Annotated in this window: 8 protein-coding genes; 3 read left to right on the forward strand and 5 right to left on the reverse strand. The window is 70.4% G+C overall.

All coding sequences use genetic code 11. The annotated features are described in order from the left end of the window. The coding region (locus Cba03nite_RS31085; RefSeq protein WP_203753926.1) for a hypothetical protein at window positions 1-228 on the forward strand (228 nt) is incomplete at its 5' end. Between the two features lie 31 nt (window positions 229-259). On the opposite strand, the gene Cba03nite_RS31090 is transcribed toward Cba03nite_RS31085, so the two are convergent. From Cba03nite_RS31090 to Cba03nite_RS31100, 3 genes are all read right to left on the reverse strand, one after another. Next, the gene (locus Cba03nite_RS31090; RefSeq protein ID WP_203753928.1) at window positions 260-1,612 is read right to left on the reverse strand and encodes a hypothetical protein; all 1,353 of its coding nucleotides are present in this window, start codon (window positions 1,610-1,612) and stop codon (window positions 260-262) included. After that, the gene (locus tag Cba03nite_RS31095; protein WP_239126135.1) at window positions 1,599-2,351 is read right to left on the reverse strand and encodes a phosphatase PAP2 family protein; all 753 of its coding nucleotides are present in this window, start codon (window positions 2,349-2,351) and stop codon (window positions 1,599-1,601) included. Before Cba03nite_RS31095 ends, Cba03nite_RS31090 begins: the two co-directional genes overlap by 14 nt. A 248-nt stretch (window positions 2,352-2,599) precedes the next feature. Beyond that, entirely contained in the window at window positions 2,600-3,154 is a 555-nt protein-coding gene (locus tag Cba03nite_RS31100; protein WP_239126136.1) for a snapalysin family zinc-dependent metalloprotease, read from the reverse strand. A gap of 199 nt (window positions 3,155-3,353) precedes the next feature. Here Cba03nite_RS31100 and Cba03nite_RS31105 point away from each other — a divergent pair, with 199 nt between their 5' ends. Then, window positions 3,354-3,674, forward strand: coding sequence for a hypothetical protein (locus Cba03nite_RS31105; RefSeq protein ID WP_203753930.1), 321 nt, complete (start codon window positions 3,354-3,356; stop codon window positions 3,672-3,674). 93 nt (window positions 3,675-3,767) lie between these two features. Here Cba03nite_RS31105 and Cba03nite_RS31110 read toward each other — a convergent pair whose 3' ends face one another. Beyond that, a complete protein-coding gene (locus Cba03nite_RS31110; protein WP_203753932.1) occupies window positions 3,768-6,851 on the reverse strand; it encodes an AfsR/SARP family transcriptional regulator in 3,084 nt (1,027 codons plus the stop codon). Between the two features lie 295 nt (window positions 6,852-7,146). Between Cba03nite_RS31110 and Cba03nite_RS31115 the strand changes: the two genes are divergently transcribed. Continuing rightward, window positions 7,147-8,070, forward strand: coding sequence for an ArsR/SmtB family transcription factor (locus Cba03nite_RS31115; protein WP_203753934.1), 924 nt, complete (start codon window positions 7,147-7,149; stop codon window positions 8,068-8,070). Between the two features lie 101 nt (window positions 8,071-8,171). Here the strand turns inward: Cba03nite_RS31115 and Cba03nite_RS31120 are convergent, their stop codons facing one another. Further along, entirely contained in the window at window positions 8,172-15,983 is a 7,812-nt protein-coding gene (locus tag Cba03nite_RS31120; protein WP_203753937.1) for an FG-GAP-like repeat-containing protein, read from the reverse strand. Window positions 15,984-16,186: the final 203 nt, after the last annotated feature.

The following is a 16,186-nucleotide window of genomic DNA, read 5'->3' on the forward strand; positions in this document are numbered from 1 at the left end:
TGGCTTTCTTGGCTCAATGTCGCCGAGATCCCTGTCGACATCGTTCAGGGCACGCTCCACGGCACACACATGACGCGGCTCGCGCGCTCATGGCCGGCTCCCGCGATCTCGGACATCAATGACATGGCTGAGGACGTCGGCCGTCTCCTGGTCACGTATCAGACCGGAGTGGTCCTGCCACGGCGAGACCACCTTCCGGACGAGTGGCCACCGCTCCGGATCCGCTGACGTGTGCCCAGCCCAGCGCCCCGGACGAGACTCATGATCCAGATGATGGCACCGGAGCCGTCGCAGCGGGGTGGAGCCGTCGACCGGCTGCCTCGCGTACGTCGTCCTCCTCCAGTGGGTCTCGGCTCAGGTCGGCCAGCCACTGACGGGCGTCATCGGTGGGCGGCGTGTGCTCGGCGGCGAGCAGCCGCACCCCAGGCTCGCAGTCCAGCAGGCCGAGGGGCAGCAGCTGCGTGGTGCGTTCCGTGTCGAGCGCGAGGAGGCTGGTCAGGTAGCTGGTCCGCTCGTACGAGTGGGGCGAGCCGTGCAGCAGTCTGCGCAGAATGCGTACCAGCTGATCCTTGACGGAGACTGCGCCGCCCACGGTGGTCACGATGCGGGTGAGTCCTTCAGTGAGGGTGTCGTAGCCGCACCAGCCGGTGCACTCGTCGAGTTCTCGTACTGCGGCGAGCAGTGCAGGAATGTCGGCCTGGCCGCCGTGATCGGCCAGGATCTGCCAGCCGGTCCAGGAGAGAGGATGGCCGGGTTGGGCGGCCCAGGTGCGCGCCTGCGTGAGCGCCAGGGGGCCGAGCCGTCGGATCGTGGAGCCGAGGAAGGGCAGGTTGAGTTCCGCGACGCGGTCGGCGAGGCCGAGGAGTTCTGGTGCCGGTTCGCGGCGGCGGAGCTGGGCGAGCACCGAGATTTTGGCCTGGCGGCTGACTGCGGTGGTGCCGAGGATCGCGATGAGCTCGCTGGTGGCCTTCTCTTCGAGGCCGGGTTGCCGGTGGCGCGAACGTGCCCGCGCGATGCGGCTGTCGGCGGCGCTGAGAACAGCGTCGATGGCTGGATCGCGTCCGGTCCAGACCGACCAGGGCCCGCTGCCGGGGAGGACGTCGTGTGCGTCGTCGGGCCGCAGGCGGCGTGCCGCGACCGTCCAGAGGTCATCCCACCAGGTCGCGGGCCATTCGCCGGCGATCTGCTCAAGCACGTCGATCCACCGGACGCCGTCGGCGGTGTAGTCGCGCAGCGCGCCCCGGGCGTGGTCGTCACCGGACCGAGCAAGAGCTGCGAGGACGCCTACAGCGACGTCGAACTGGTTGTCGTCGTCGGTGGGATCGGGCTCGGTGTAGTGCTTCTGCGGGCCGCAGGCTCGCATCTGCCCGACCAGCGGAGCGAGGTCGAGGTGCAGGTCGCGCACCAGGCGGGCCAGGTACACGATCCGGTCGTCGACCTGCCAGTCCCACCGGTGGTCGCGGCGCAGGCACTCGCCGGCGAGCTGAGCACCGTCGGGATCGCGCGGGGCCAGGTACGCGGCGTACCCGAGGCCACGCTGCATGCTGCCGCGCAGGGTTTTCGGAGAGTCGTAGTGCCAGGCGTGGTCGCAGTCCTCGTCAGCGCAGCTCATCGGGGGGAGTATGGGCTGCCGCGGGTTCGGCGACCACCGCTTTATCAACGGGATCCGATTCCGCCGCAGGCCGCGCCCGGTGCCGTCGCCGGACGAGGCTGCCCCACGCCGTCGCGACCGCCACGGAGACGGCCACCAGCACCATGCTGCCCACGACGTCGAGCACGTAGTGATTGCCCGTCGCGATCACGACCGCGACCATGAGCAACGGGAATGCCCACGCCAGCAGCGCCAGGCGCGGGCGCGACACCCGCAGCGCCGACCACGCGGCGTACGCGCACCACAGCGACCAGCCGACGTGCAGGCTGGGCATCGCCGAGAAGTGGTTCTGGCCGTTCCCCAGGTCCCGGGAGGCATGACCCAGGATGTCGTACGCGGCGACGATGTCGACGACGCCGGGCAGCGCGAACCGTGGCGGCGACAGCGGCAGCGCCCAGTAGACCGGGAGGATGAGCACCGTCATCGCGACCAGCGTGCGGCGAATCCGGCGGTAGACGCCTGCATGCCGCAGGAACACCCACACCAGGACCGCGATGATCACTAGGTAGTAGAGCCGGTACACGTACACCGCCAGGTGGCTGACGAGCACGTTGCCGGCCAGCCAGCCGTTCACGGTCCGCTCGATGTCCAGGTGCAGGGTCTGCTCGGCGGACTGGACGGCGTGCGCGTTGGCGGTGGCCGCAGCGACGTCCTTGCCCGCCGCGGCGTGCAGCCGGGTGAAGACCACGAGCCAGAGCATCAGGCCGGCCACCTCGACCAGTGCGCCGGGCCGCCCGCCGGCACCTCGGATGAGAGGGCTCGTCCAGGCTCGTACCAGCGGATTCGGTCTGTCACCGGCGGCCGCGCGCTCCTGACCGGCCCGCTCTGTCTGCCATGGACGGCGGCGTCTGGTCTCCGGCGGCGGAGTCACGCGGCCACGATACGCCGACAGCGGGGACGGCAGGCCGTCAGGCGCCGCCGTCCCCGCTGTGGGCAAGGAGTGACCTGTCAGGCGCCGTCGTGGCGCCAGCCGGCGGTGACCAGGGCACCGCTGGCGAACAGGCTGTTGACCTTCGTGATCTCGGCGGAGTTCGGGAAGGCGCTGGTGCAGGAGGTGCCCGCGCTGCTGCCCGACATCAGTTCGGAGCAGATGCCGGTGCGCCGGTCGGGCAGGCCGAGGATGTGGCCGAGTTCGTGCGCGGCGATGCGGGTGGGGTTGTGGCCCTCGGCAGTGGCCTGGCGGCCCATGTAGATGGTGCCGTTGCCGAGGGAGTTCACGTAGGCGCGCGGCCAGTTGTTGTCGGCGTAGACGCGGATGTTGAGCGGGCGGCCCGAGGTCCACCGCTCCAGGCGCACGTTGGTGACCCGGGCGTTCCAGTTGGCCGCGCCCTGGTGTACGACGTTGATGAACTCGGCGGCCTGGCTCGCGTCGTAGTAGAGCACCCGGACGGCGGCGGGTGCCGGGGCCGCGGTGGCGGCCGCACTGCCGAAGAGCTGGCTGGACAGGGTCATCGTGATCGCGGCGAGGGTGGCCACGGCGATGCGCGCGAGGTGTTTTCTCATGAACAGACACGATGCCGCATATGCTGAGATATTTCAATCTATAGATATGACTGCTCACGCCCTCATGGTGCGCGGGATGGTGCCGCATCGCCCTGAGCAGGGTCATTGACGCAGGATGCAACCACCATGACCGGCGGAAGGAGCCCTCCTAGATTCGAACACGTCCGCACCCGCGGACCACTCACGAGGGGAGCCCAACATGGGTATGAAGGTCCGGCTGCTGGTGGCAGCGGCGGCCGTCGCGACGGGAGTCCTGACCGGCGCCACGGGGGCCCAGGCGTCGCTGGGGTCGTGCTCGGGCGCGGTGCAGAGCTTGAACAGTTGGACGGTCTACTGCAACGGCACGAACTCGACCCACGAGTACCGTGCGACGGCTAAGTGCTACACGCTGACCGGCGTCTACCACCACACCGCGTACGGCAGCTGGGTCACCGCCGGCTGGCCCACCGTCAACTCGACGGCGAGCTGCACGTCGCAGTACGAGCTGGCCGACGGCTACTGGCAGACCCGCCTCAAGTGATCCGGCAACATCGCCGATTGACGCATAGCGAGCTATAACAGTGCTCGGGTGGGCGGACGGTCCGTCGGCCCACCCGAGTGCCGTCGGCCACGCTCAGCTGATCTCGCCATCATCGGCCCGAGGAACCGCGCTGCGCGCAGCGCGAAAGCCTAGCGGTGCAGTGGCGGCGGCCATACCGTCGCGCGCCGCCTGCTCGAGCCGGGAATTCTCGAGCTTGCCGGCCAGATCCGACGCCTCGCCGAACACCACCGCCGCCCGCTCCCGCTCCCCTAGCGCCGCGAGCACGCCGCCGTACTCGATCTGCGCCTCGAGCAGGAACGTCGGGTTCGCCCGCAGCGCGTCGACGCAACCTTCCAGCTCGCGGTTGGCCGAGCCGTAGTCGTGGCCGCGGGCGTGCACGACAGCCTGCGCGAAGTGCGCGTAACCGGCGTACTGCGGCAGCGACACCTGTTCGGCCAGGCCAAGCGCCTGGTGGGCGTGCAAGCGCGCGTCGGCGAGCTGTCCCGCGTTGGCCAACGTCACCGCCAGTTCGGAACGCACCACCAGCTCCCCGACCGGGTCGCGCTCCCGCTCGACCAGTGACAGGCATTCGGCGTACGCGCCGATGGCCTCCGGCCAGTTGCCGCGGTCGCGGTGGAACCGCGCCATCCGCCGCAGGCCGTGCGCCAGCGGCAGGCTCGCGTCGGCGGTCCGCAGCAGCCCGACCCCGCGCACGTAGTAGCCGCCGGCCGCCGTGGCGTCGCCGGTGCGGGCCGCGATGTCGCCCAGCGCGGTCAGCTTCACCCCGGCCTCGGCCATGTCACCCACCGCGAGGTAGTGCTCGGTGGCGTGCTCGAGGGCCGTGAGTTCTGCTGCCGTGTCGGCCAGCCCGTTGTAGATGTGGGCGGCGACCGTGTAGATCTCCGCCAGCAGCCACCGGTCGTCCAGCTGCCCGGCCAGCCCTAGCGCGCGGCCGATGTCGTCCGACGCGGCCTGCAGGTCGTCCTCCAGCAGGGCCGCGAACGCGATGCTCATCGAGATCGAGGCGATGCCTTCGGCGTCCCCGGTCTCCTGGACCGCCTCCAGGGCGCGCCGCCCCCGGCTGCGCACCTCCGCGGTGCGGGCCTCCATCCTCAGGTAGCCCTCGACGTTGTAGATGAGCTTCCACTGCCACTCGGCGATACCGGCCTCGGCGCACCGCTCGACCATGTCGAGGATCGACGTGCACTCGATCGCGAACCAGGTCCGCGGATCGCGCCGGTGCACGTCGATCGGGGCGACGTGACCGGACTTCGGCGGGCGCGCGAAGGCGTCGGCGTAGTAGAGCGCCATGTCGGCCTCCTCGGCCAGGCACTGCCAGGCCCGCGCAACCCGGTCCAGCAGGTCGCGCAGCGCGGCGCCGGGCTCCTCGTCCCGTGCCCGGTCCGCGGCGAACGTGCGCACCAGATCGTGCAGCCGGAACCGCTGCTGGCCGAGCGCGTCGGCACCCTGCGCGGTGACGAAGCTCGACTCGACCAGGGCCGCGAGCCGGTGCGGGCCGTCCTCGCTCCCGAAGACCTCGGCGGCGACCCACTCCGGGAACGTGTCCGTCGTGACGATGGCCAGCCGGCGCAGCAGCCGCTGCTCGTCGGGCGACAGCGCCGCATACCCGGAGCTGAGGCTCATCCGGACGCCGCGCTCCGGGCTGGTCAGCCGGTCGAGCCGCCGGGAGGCGTCGACAAGCTGGGCGGCCACCGCCTGCAACCCCGACGGCGAGGCCATCGCCCGGGTGCCGCTGATCCGGGTCGCCAGCGGCAGGTAGCCGCAGTAGCCCGCGATCGCCACCGCGGCCCGCCTGTCGGCCTCCGTGCGGAACGAGCCGGACAGCCGCTCCAGCATCAGCAGCGCCTCACGCTCGCTCCACGGCTCCAGCTGCACGAAGGCGGCTCCGTCGAGGTCGATGAGCCGGCGGCGGCTCGTGACGATCACCGGGCACTCCGGTCCCGGCAGCAGCGGCGCGAGCTGCGCCACGTCAGCCGCGTTGTCGAGCAGGACCAGCAGCCGCCGCTCGGCCAGCATCGACCGGTAGAGCGCCGACGCCTCGTCCAGGTCCTGCGGCAGCGCGTCCGGCTCGACCCCGAGTGTGCGCAGGAAGCCGTGCAGGATCAGCCGCGGCTGACGAGGCTCGGCGTGCCCGCGCAGATCCGCGAACAGGTGCCCGGCGTCCAGCTCACCCGCCAGCGTGTGCAGCACGGCCAGCGCCAGGCTCGTCTTGCCGACACCGGGCAGCCCGCTGACCGCCACGACCGGCGCGGCCCCTGCCGCCAGCCGCTCGGCGACCGTCGCGCGGATCGCCGCGACCTCCTCGGCCCTGCCGACGAAGTCCGCCAGCGGCGCCGGAAGCTGACGGATGGCCGGTGCCTTCACCGCGGCGAACGGCTGCGGTGCCGCCACCGGCGCCGGGCTCGCGACCCGCAGCAGCTCGTCCCGCAGCCGCGTCAGCTCGCGCCCCGGGTCGATGCCGAGATCCTCGGCCAGGCGTGAGCGCAGCCGGTCGTAGGCCAGCAGCGCGTCGCGCTGGCGGCCGGTGCGGTGCAGGGCGGTCATCAGCATGCCGACCGCCCGTTCACGCCAGGGGTGCGCGGCCAGAAACGGGTCCAGCTCCGCGATGACCACGTCGTGGCGACCGAGTTCGAGCTCGCAGTGGATGAGTTCCTCGTACGCGGCGTCGCACCGCTCGGTCAGCGCCCGCGCCAGCGCGCCCAGCCAGCCTTCGCCGAGCCCGGCCAGCGCGGCACCACGGCGCAGCGACAGCGCCTGGCGCAGGTGGTAGGCCGCGTCGTGCCACCCGCCCTGCCTAACGAGCACGTTCGCCCTGGTCACGTGGGTGTCGAAGACGTCGACGTCGCGGCTGCCCGGCGGCGCGGTCAGCAGGTAGCCGCCGGCCGTGCTCGTGATCAGATCGGGTGCTCCGGCGGCGCGCAGCGCCGAACGCAACTCCGAGACCCGGTTCCGGGCCTGGGTCGGCGCGGTGCGCGGCGGATCGTCGCCCCACGCCGCCGCGACGAGATCGGCCACGCTGAGTGAGGTGCCGGCTCTGGCGATCAGCGACGCCATGATGGCCTGCGGATGGCGTCCGCCGAGCGGGACGATGATGTCGCCGACCCGCACCTGCACCGGCCCGAGCAGGCGGAACTGGACATCTTCCCTGGCTGCCAACGTCGGTCCCCTGTCGCGCTCCCCGTTGCCAGGCACAGGTTATCCGCGCCCGCACAGGCGTACGACAGCCGGGGGCGCATGCACTGTGCGCGATCTGTGACGGCTCTGTGATCGCGATTCCTAGATTCCTTTCGAGCCGCCAAGACCTGCTGCTCACGGGGGAAAGGTCCAGCATCCGCATGCCCAAAACCATCTATACCAGACGAATCAGCGTAATCGGGAAACTCCCGTGCTGAGAATCCACTTCACACCCGCAGATCTAGTCGCCGTCCGCATCGCCGCCAAACCCGATCCGATGTGGGAACTGGCGCTGAGCATGCACCACCTGCGCTACCGCAACCCGCCCGTCGCGCTGGCGCCGTGGAAGCAGCGGCTGGCCGGCCTGCTGCAGCCACAGAGCCCGCTACGGACCGACATCGACCTCCTGCTGGCCGTCAACCCAGCCGTCGGATACTTCCCGGACCTTCTGACGCCGAGCCAGTCACGGGACGGGTTCGAGCACGGGGTGCAAGCGGTCCTCGCCACCTCGAAACGCCGTCTCGGCGAGGAGATCACGCGGGTCGCTCGACCCGCATCCGCACAGGACCGCGTCGCGATGGAAGACCTCCGTTCCGGCAGGACCACCGCGGTGCGCGCGCTGGGAACGGGACTGCGCCAGTACAAGAGAATCGCGCTCGATCCCTACTGGGATCGGCTGGTCACCGCGTTCGACGCCGACCGCGTCGCGCGAGCACGGCAGCTGCTCTCCGACGGGCTGGGACCGTTCCTGTCCCACCTGCACCCGACGGCCCGGTTCCGCGACGCGGTGCTGCACATCACGAACTCAGGCACCTCGCCGGTGGAGCGTGACCTGCACCTCGCCGGACGCGGCCTGACCCTGATCCCCAGCTATTTCAAGCGTGCCGCCAGCCTGATGGTGCTCGCCGACGAGAGCCTTCCACCGGTCCTCGTCTATCCCATCGATCGCGACCTCAAGATGATGGCCGCCGCGCGTCACTCGCCCCTGGCCAGGCTGCTCGGTGAGACGCGCGCTCGTGTCCTGGAGTGCGTCGAAGGACTCAGCACCTCCGAGATAGCCGCGCGGCTCACCCTCTCGCCGCCTGCCGTCAGCAGACACCTGACGGCGCTGCGCAACGCGGGCCTGGTCGCCGCGAGCCGCTATCACAACTCGGTGGTCCACACCCCGACGCCGCTGGGACGTACGCTGCTCGAAGGATAGGCGGGTGGCGCCGCGGGTCCGGTAACGTGACCGGACCCGCGGCGCCACCCGCTACTCATTGGGGAGAATGCCGACGATCGACGCAGACGCCGAGCGGGCTCTCAACACCTGGCCGCCGCGCATGCCGCGTCGGTTGCCTTGTCGGTGAGCAGTCCACCCAGGAAGTCGGTGATGACGCCCGTCGCCTCTTCAATGCCCTTGTTGACGCTCCTGGCAAGCTTGTTCGGAACCCATCTGGAGTGCACGAAGCTCCGCCCCACCACGGCTATCTCATCCCAGGCCCGCAGGCCCAGCATGCGGATGACACCCGGGGTGACGTGGGTCGCCAGCTTCTTGACGAGCACGTCCCCGGCTTTGCCGAGCAGGAAGCCGATGCCTGCACCCAGGATCTTGGAGATCCCCTCCCGCACCTCACCTCCGATGATCAACAGCAGTCCGGCAAGCACGGTGAGCCCGGCGATGATCGCCGCGCACGGAGCACAGAGCCAGCCGGGAATGAGGCTGACCACGTCGAGGATGTTGCCGAGGATCTCACCGATGCGGGCTACCGTCTTTCGCCAGCCGGGCTTCTCCTCAGCACCACTGGCTCCGGCGGCGAGGTGGTTGTCCCCACAGCCGATGGTGCTGGGATCGTCACAGATGCCCGGCGCGGTGACGGTCGATCCGCCGCCTCCGGAACCGCTGCCGGGCCCGGTTCCGTGGCAGTCGGACCGGTTCGGATTGTTCGCGCAGTTCCCGCCCGCGCCGCTGCCGGTGCCGCCCGTGCCGTGGCAGTCCGACCGGTTCGGATCCTCGTAGCACGGCGTGGGCGGCGCGGGTGCCGGACCGGCGCCCCCGTCACATACGTCGCAGGCCGCGAGGCCGGTGGGGTCGGCCATGACCACGGGAGCGTTGTTCGCGTAGGCATAGCCGTTCCACGATTGCGGATCCCGAAGGTTGAACAGCGGGTCGACACTGATGAACCTGCCGGTCACCGGGTCGTAGTCGCGGGCGCCGAGGTGGGTGAGGCCCGTCGGATCGGTGGTGCCGCCGACGAAGCCCTTGGTGCCGAAACCGCTCGGCTGGGTGCCGCGCGCTCCGCCGTAGGGCAGTGACCTCCGCCGTTGCACACTCACCGTCGATGCGTCAACGACGACCTGGCCGGTGCCGTGATGATCGGCCAGTGTCCAGGTCAGCTTGTCGCCACCGGTCCGGTTGCCGGCGGCGTCGACGTTGGCGGTCCGCACCGCGACCCCGCCGTAGTAGCGGGTCGCCGCGATCGATCCGGCGCCGTTGCGCTTGAGTTCGGTGCCGTCCGGCAGGCTCAGGGTCGCGTATGACCCTGGGTCGCGACGCAGTAGCCGTGTCCCTTCCGGGGTGTAGAGGTAGGTCGTGTCCGCGCCGCCCTCGGTGACGGTCTTGACGCGTCCTTCCTCGTCCCAGCTCAGCGTCTGCTGCCCGAGGCCGGGTCCGGGCCTGCTGGTGGTGTTGCCACCGGCGTCGTAGCCGTAGGCCTTGGTCCCCGCCCCCACTCCGGTGACGGTCACCGAGTCCAGCGTATGCGGGCCGTGGCCCGGGTCCGGGTAGGTCGACGTGGCGGTCGAGGCCACCGACCCGTCGACGTTGTAGCCGACCTCGCTGATGCGGTTACCGGCGAGGTCGAAGGTCCACGACAGCCGGTACGGGTCCACGCCCTGCCTCTGCGGAGCGGTGCTGCTGCAGGCGGTGGTGGCCCCCTCGGTCCACGCCGCCGTCAGGCGCCGTAGGTTGTCGTAGTCGAAGCACTCGACCTGGTCCTGGACACCCGCTGTCTTGGTGGCGAGGTACTGGACGTTGCCGGTGGCGTCGTAGGAGTAGCTGCTGGTCGCCTTGTCGATCCAGGTGCCCGGAGCCGCCTGGCTCTCCGTGTCGATCTGGTCGGTGGACAGCCTCCGGGTGCCCGGTTGGTAGGTCAGCGTGTGCCGGACCTGCTTGCCTCCCACGCCGAGGATCCGCTCGCCGACGAGCCCGTCGTGGGTGTAGGCGGTGTCGGCAACGTAGACCTGCGCACCACTGAGCGACGTGGGCTGGCCGACCGCGTTGTAGTCGCTGGCCAGTGTCTCGGCCGGCAGGCCGCCCACCGCGGGCAGGCTGGCGGTGTCGAGTGCGCCGTCGACCCGGTACGCGAAGTCGGTCCCGTACGTTCCCGCCAGCGCGCCTTCGGCGGACGGGATGACCGTCTCGACGTGGGTCGGCTGGTAACGGTCGTTGTAGCTCGTGGCTCGCTGGATGTACGCCTGCGTGCCGGGCTGGTTGTAGCCGCCCAAATAACGCACGGACTCGTACGGCTGGCCCTTGGCGGCGGTGTCGTAGGCCCAGCCGGCGAGCTTGTCGACGTTGGCGGTCGAGTCGCCCTTGAAGACGCCGATCTTGCGGCCGAGCAGATCGTAGGTGTAGGTCAGGATCTGGTCACGGCCGTCCTTGGTTTTGATGACCTGACCGGCGCCGTCGTAGGTGACCGTGGCGGTCCCCGCGTCCGGATCGGTATTGCTGATCATGCGGCCGAGCAGGTCGAATCCGAAGGACCACTCGTTGCCCGCCGCGTCGGTGACCTTGGTGAGGTTGCCAGCGCGGTCGTAGGTGTAGCCCGCGGTGTCCCAGGCCTGCCCCTGGCCGATCGCCAGCGTCCCGATCGAGGTGAACGTGGTGTTGTCGCCGGTGAACCGCTTGAGCGAGGGGTCGGCCTGGTCGACGGGGTACGGCCCGAACAGGTCGAGCTTGCCGTCGCCGGTGAAGTCGGCGGCGGCAAGCGTCTGCCGCTTCCATCCGGTGAACAGGTCGGTGGCCGCGGCGAAGGTGCCGTTGCCGTTGCCCAGCGCCCGCCGCAGCATCGTGTCGGAGCCGCGTACGGCCAGCAGGTCGGCTTTGCCGTCGCCGTTGGCGTCGCCGCCGACGAGCTGGTCCAGGCCGGCCCAGCCGGTGCCCAGATCGGTCGGGCCGGTGAACGACCCGCCCCCGGATGCGGCCTGCCAGTACTGCAGCATGCCGTCGGCCGCGCGGATGCCGGCGAGGTCGGTGTACCCGTCGCCGTTGAAGTCGCCCGAAGCGAGTTGCCGCACTCCGGAGAACCCGGTGCCGACCTGGCCGTTGGCGGTCAGGTTGCCGGTGCCGTCGCCCGAGTAGCGCAACAGCGCGCCGTCGGTCTTGCGGATGCCGAGCGCGTCGAGGCTGGTGTTGCCGTCGAATCGTCCGGCGACCCACTCGCGCAGCGCGTCCAGCTGGTCTGCGGTGGTGGAGGAGGTGGGGGTGAAGGTGCCGTTGGCGTTGCCGGCGAACAGGACCTTGCGTCTGGCTCCGGGCCGGATGGCCTGGAGGTCGGCTTTGCCGTCGCCGGTGAAGTCACCGGCGATCAGGTCCGTGTAGTCGGCGAAGCTGTGGTACTGCCGCGTCTGCGTGGCACGGCCGAGCGCGTCGGTCAGCGTCGTGGTGTCGGTGCCGCCCAACGCCGCGTCGACCGTGGCACGGTCGCCGTCGTAGCTGGTCGAGACCTTCGACTGGAGGGCGTCGGCGCTCCACAGCTCGTCGGTGAGCTTCCGGCCGAGGCCGTCGTAGGTGTAGCGGTGCTGGTTGCCGACGGCGGTGTCGGCCCAGTCGGTGAAGCGGGCCGAGCCCGGCGCGCCGGAGTTGTAGAACGACGACACCTTGGCCGTGCGGCCGTGCTCGTCGTACTGGGTGTCGGTGATGGAGCGCCCGCCGTCGGCGGTGGGGCGCTGGGTCTGCCGGGTGCGCAGGAACCCGTCGAGGATCTCGTAGGACGTGATCTGCTGACCGTCCGGGCCCAGCCTGGTCGTCGCGACGTACGCGGCGGTGGTACCCCCGTCGAGGCTGTACGCGTAGGCCACGTCGGGTGTCAGTGACGTGGACCGGTTGGCACGCCACACCTTGACCAGCCGGCCGAGGCTGTCGTACTGGGCGGTGGTGACCTTGTCGTTGGCGTCGGTGACGGTCAGCGGCACCCCGAACGCGGGGTCGAGCGCGGTGTCGATCGCGAAGGCCGACCCTGTCGGTGGCGTTACCGTGGTGGCCGTCGTCAGGCCCAGCGTCTGGCTGTAGGTGGTCGTGGTGGTCCGGCCGTTGCCGTCGGTGACGGCGGTGGGACGTCCCCAGGGGTCGTGGGCCGCGTCCATGGTCGTGATCCAGTTAGGGTTCGTGCCGGTGTAGTCCCGGACCTGCTCCACGCGGGTGACGTCCCCGTTGAGCGGGATCCGGGTCAGGCTCGGCGTGCTCGATCCCGGCTGGTCGTAGTACGTACGGGTCTCGGCCACGGCATCCGCGGGGAACGACGGGGTGCCGGCGCAGCCGACCCCGACCGTCTTCGTGCTCGCCACCAGGCTCGGCTGGTAGCGCGACTGCACGGTGACCAGGTCCCGTTTGCCGTCGCCGGTGATGTCGCCGACACCGAGGAAGATGTCGGTGTCGGTGGCGATCCTGCCACTGGCGATGACCGCCGGCGTGCCCACGCCGCTGGCGCCGTTGCCGGGCAGGACATACACCGACCAGTTGTCGGCGGCGAGCAGATCGGCCTTGCCGTCGCCGGTGTAGTCGCCGTACCCGAAGATCTGCTCGTACTTGTCGGCGCCGTATCCCGAGGCGGCGATGATGGACACCGTCGACCACTGGCCGGCGCCGTCGCCCCGCCAGATCAGCAGCGCGTTGTCGCTGTGCCGGCGGCCCATGATGTCGGCCTTGCCGTCACCGCTGAAGTCCCCCGGCGAGAACAGGTCGTACTGCTTCCAGCCGTCGCTCTCGCCGATCTGCTCGCCGACGCTCACTCCTCCGGCGCCGTTGCCCTTGAACATGTACAGCAGGCCGTCGGGGTTGGCGCCGATGATGTCGGCTTTGCCGTCCCCGTTGAAGTCGCCGGGCGAGAAGATCTCGGAGTAACCCTGCCAGCTGCCCGGCCAGAAGACGACCGCGGCGCCGAAGGTGCCGTCACCGTTGCCGGGCAGGTAGCTCATGCCGCCGGTGGTGCTGGACCGGGCGATCAGGTCCCGCTTGCCGTCCCCGTTGAAGTCGCTGATCGGGAACACCTTGTTGTATCCCGAGAAGTCGGCGTTCACCACGACCGGGGACGTCGAGAAGCCCGAGGTCGGCGCGCCGTCGTAGCGGCGCAGGTTCGGGTACGGGTTGCCGTTGTAGACGGTCGTCGTGCACGTGTCGTCGGTGGTCACCGCCGTGTCGCCCTTGGCGTCGGTGGTGAGCACGTTGGAGAACGCGTCGTAGGTGTAGTCGGTCTGGGTGGTCCGCCAGCTGTTGGTCGCCGCGACCCAGGTCACCGTCCGGTCCCAGCCGGTCAGCTGCCGGTACGCGGTGGTCGGCACCACCCGTGCCCACGCCGAGGACAGCGAGCGCCCGCCGGACTGCACGGCGGCCGGGTCGTGGAACACCTTCTTGAGGATCGTGGTGCTTTCCCCGTCGAAGGTGATCTCCTCCTTGAGGAAGCCGGCCCGATACCAGAGGTCGGTCGCGGCCGCGTTGTCGGTATCGGTGATCGCCGAGGTGCGCGCCCCGTCTCCCCCGGCCGAGGTCCGGTCGCCCGACAGGCCCCGCAGGTAGAGCCGCAGCGTCTTCGACTTGACCGCCGTCCCGACCGTCTCGGTCACCAGCGGGTAGCCGACCCACAGGTTCCACGACCGGTCGTCCATGTCCAGCGTCGTGAACCCGGCCTGGTCGTGCTTCCACAGCACCGGCGACGACGAGCCGATGGTCCTGCCGGCCAGCGACATCGACACCGCGTAGTCATAATCGTGGATGATCGGCGGCGCGCCGCCGGTCAGGTCCTCCTCGGTGACCCGGTCCACCCGGTACTTGTGCCACCAGGTCCACACCTGTGCGGTGCCGTTGTCGTACAGCTGCGGGAAGCACCTGCGGTTGTTGTTGTCCGACGCCGGCGGCGAGATGCCGCCCACGCAGTTGCCGTCCGTCCCGGAGTAGGTGACGGTGATCTTCTTACCCGCCTCGGTCGTGATGCCCTTCAGCCGGTACTTCCACGACTCCGGCGCACCGGAACCCGCCGCGAACAGCGCCCGGTTCTGCATCGACGTGCCGTAGTCGAGCAGGACCGTGGGCATGCCGTCACGGGTGATCGAGAAGAGCGTCAGCACCCCGAGGTAGCCCGGGTGCCCGGTGCCCTTGATCGTGGTCCACAGGTCCACCGAGGTCACGGTCTGATAGGCGGGTGTGCCCGACGGCGACTCCAGCGCCTGCACCGAGATGTTCGTCAGCCGCTTCGCGGTCCAGTAGGTCGGCGCGCCACACCCGGAGCCGCCGGCGCAGTCCAGGTCCCACGGCACGTCGGGCCAGTTACTGCCGTCGTGCGTGCCACAGGACGACGTCCAGCACCGATCGGCCACGGTGAACACCACCCTGGCCGCCGGAGGTGTGCCGGGAGCCGACACCGACAGGTCGCTCGTGCGCTCGTCGCCCGCCCGGAAGCCGTAGTCGATCTTCTCCAGGTAGCCGCCGCGGTCGTATCCCGCCGAGCCGCCCGGAGTCGCCGCGTAGTTGTACTCCTTCTTGTAGGTGTAGACCATCGTGTTGCCGTGCGGGTCGACGACGTAGTCGAGGTTCCACCGGTACGCCATCGCACACGTTGACTTCAGCGCCGACGCCCAGTCGAAGCAGGGCTCGCCGCTGGAGTTGCTCAGCACCGGCTGCCCCCACACCGAGTGGGTGCGGTTGCCCTTCACGATCGACAGGCCGAAGTAGTACTGCGTGCCGTCCTTGGTGGTCAGCCGCCACCGCTCGTTGTTCCAGTTCAGGGTGCGGTCGTCGCCGCCGTCGGTGATGTACTCGACCTTGGTCGCGTCGTCGTCGGCCAGGTGCCACACCTTGGGCCGCGAGGTGTTCGGCGTGCTGCTGGAGTCGTCCGGGATGAGCTCCGTCGCCCGGCCGTCCCACATCAGGCGCGCGTTCGGCACCCGCCAGCACTGCATCGGCACGGTCGCGATCCAGTTCGGCGTCACCGGCGTCGTGTCGATGCCGCACGACATGTAAGACCGCTCGATGTAGCCCGGTTCGTAGGACCAGCCCTCACCCAGCCAGCCGGGCTGGGTGTTGCGGTGCGCGGTCTGCCCGTCGACGGCGGCGCTGGAGTAGCTGAGCGCGACCTTCGGCGCCAGACCGCCGGGCACGGGCACCGTCGGAATGTCGTACGACCAGGAGAACCCGCCGCCAGACTGCCCGGCCTGCCACGACGCCGCCTGCGACAGCGGCGTCTGCGTGAAGTCATCCGTGGCCGACGTCGGCGCGGCCATCAGCGCCACCACCGTGTTCGCACCCGCCACCGACACCTCGCCGGAGACGGTCTCGGTCTTGGCGTCAGTGGTCGACGGCACGGCGACCGCGTCGCGGCAGCCAGCCGCGGCCGGCGTCGTCAGCGCGCACTCCGGCAGGGTGACCAGCCGCAGCCGGTGCTCCCAGCCAGCGCCGAACGCGTCGTGGAACGCGCCGTAGCCGACGTCGAGCCGCACGGCGCCGGCGCTGCCGACGCCGTCGTTGCGGGTCAGGCGCATCGCCACCGCCGCGCCAGCCTTCGCCGCCGCGGCACGGTCGGCGATACGCACCCCCACCTTCGCGGGCGCGGCGGTCGCCGGAGCCGCGTCGGGAACGCCCTTGCCCCGCTGCACGATCGGGGTCCGGTGCAGGGTCGTGATGGTCACCGGGAGGCCGCCGACCACCCCGTGGCCGGACCTGCTCCCGTCGGCGCGGGCCGTCAGCCCCACCTCACCCGCGACCGGTGCCGGCCACACGACCGGGTCGGCCCGCCACGGGGTCTGCTGCGGCTGCTGCTGCGGGCGGGGCTGCGCCGCCTTGCCCGACACCGACTTGTCGTGCGCCTGCGCCACCGCGGACGGGCGGGACGCGGCAAGCGCGGGTGGCACCCACCCCAGCAAGCCCGCCACCATCGACGCGGCGACACCGGATATAAGGACAAGGGCGCGTCGGCGCGCCCTCAAAGACGGTCTTGACAGTGGTATCACGGATTCCCCGATCGCTGACGCAACTGGCCCAGGCGGCGTCGCCTGAGGCCGATCAGCGCGAGGATTCCGGAACCGTGCCGAGCACCACCAGATCCGTTACACAGGAGGCAATGTCG

The organism is Catellatospora bangladeshensis (assembly GCF_016862575.1).
Classification (GTDB): Bacteria; Actinomycetota; Actinomycetes; order Mycobacteriales; family Micromonosporaceae; genus Catellatospora; species Catellatospora bangladeshensis.

What these genes read in the sequence shown, in the direction of transcription:
- Cba03nite_RS31090 (WP_203753928.1), bottom strand. Translation starts at nt 1,612, where the DNA reads ATGAGCTGCGCTGACGAGGACTGCGACCACGCCTGGCACTACGACTCT.
- Cba03nite_RS31095 (WP_239126135.1), bottom strand. Translation starts at nt 2,351, where the DNA reads ATGCTCTGGCTCGTGGTCTTCACCCGGCTGCACGCCGCGGCGGGCAAG.
- Cba03nite_RS31100 (WP_239126136.1), bottom strand. Translation starts at nt 3,154, where the DNA reads ATGAGAAAACACCTCGCGCGCATCGCCGTGGCCACCCTCGCCGCGATC.
- Cba03nite_RS31105 (WP_203753930.1), top strand. Translation starts at nt 3,354, where the DNA reads ATGGGTATGAAGGTCCGGCTGCTGGTGGCAGCGGCGGCCGTCGCGACG.
- Cba03nite_RS31115 (WP_203753934.1), top strand. Translation starts at nt 7,147, where the DNA reads ATGTGGGAACTGGCGCTGAGCATGCACCACCTGCGCTACCGCAACCCG.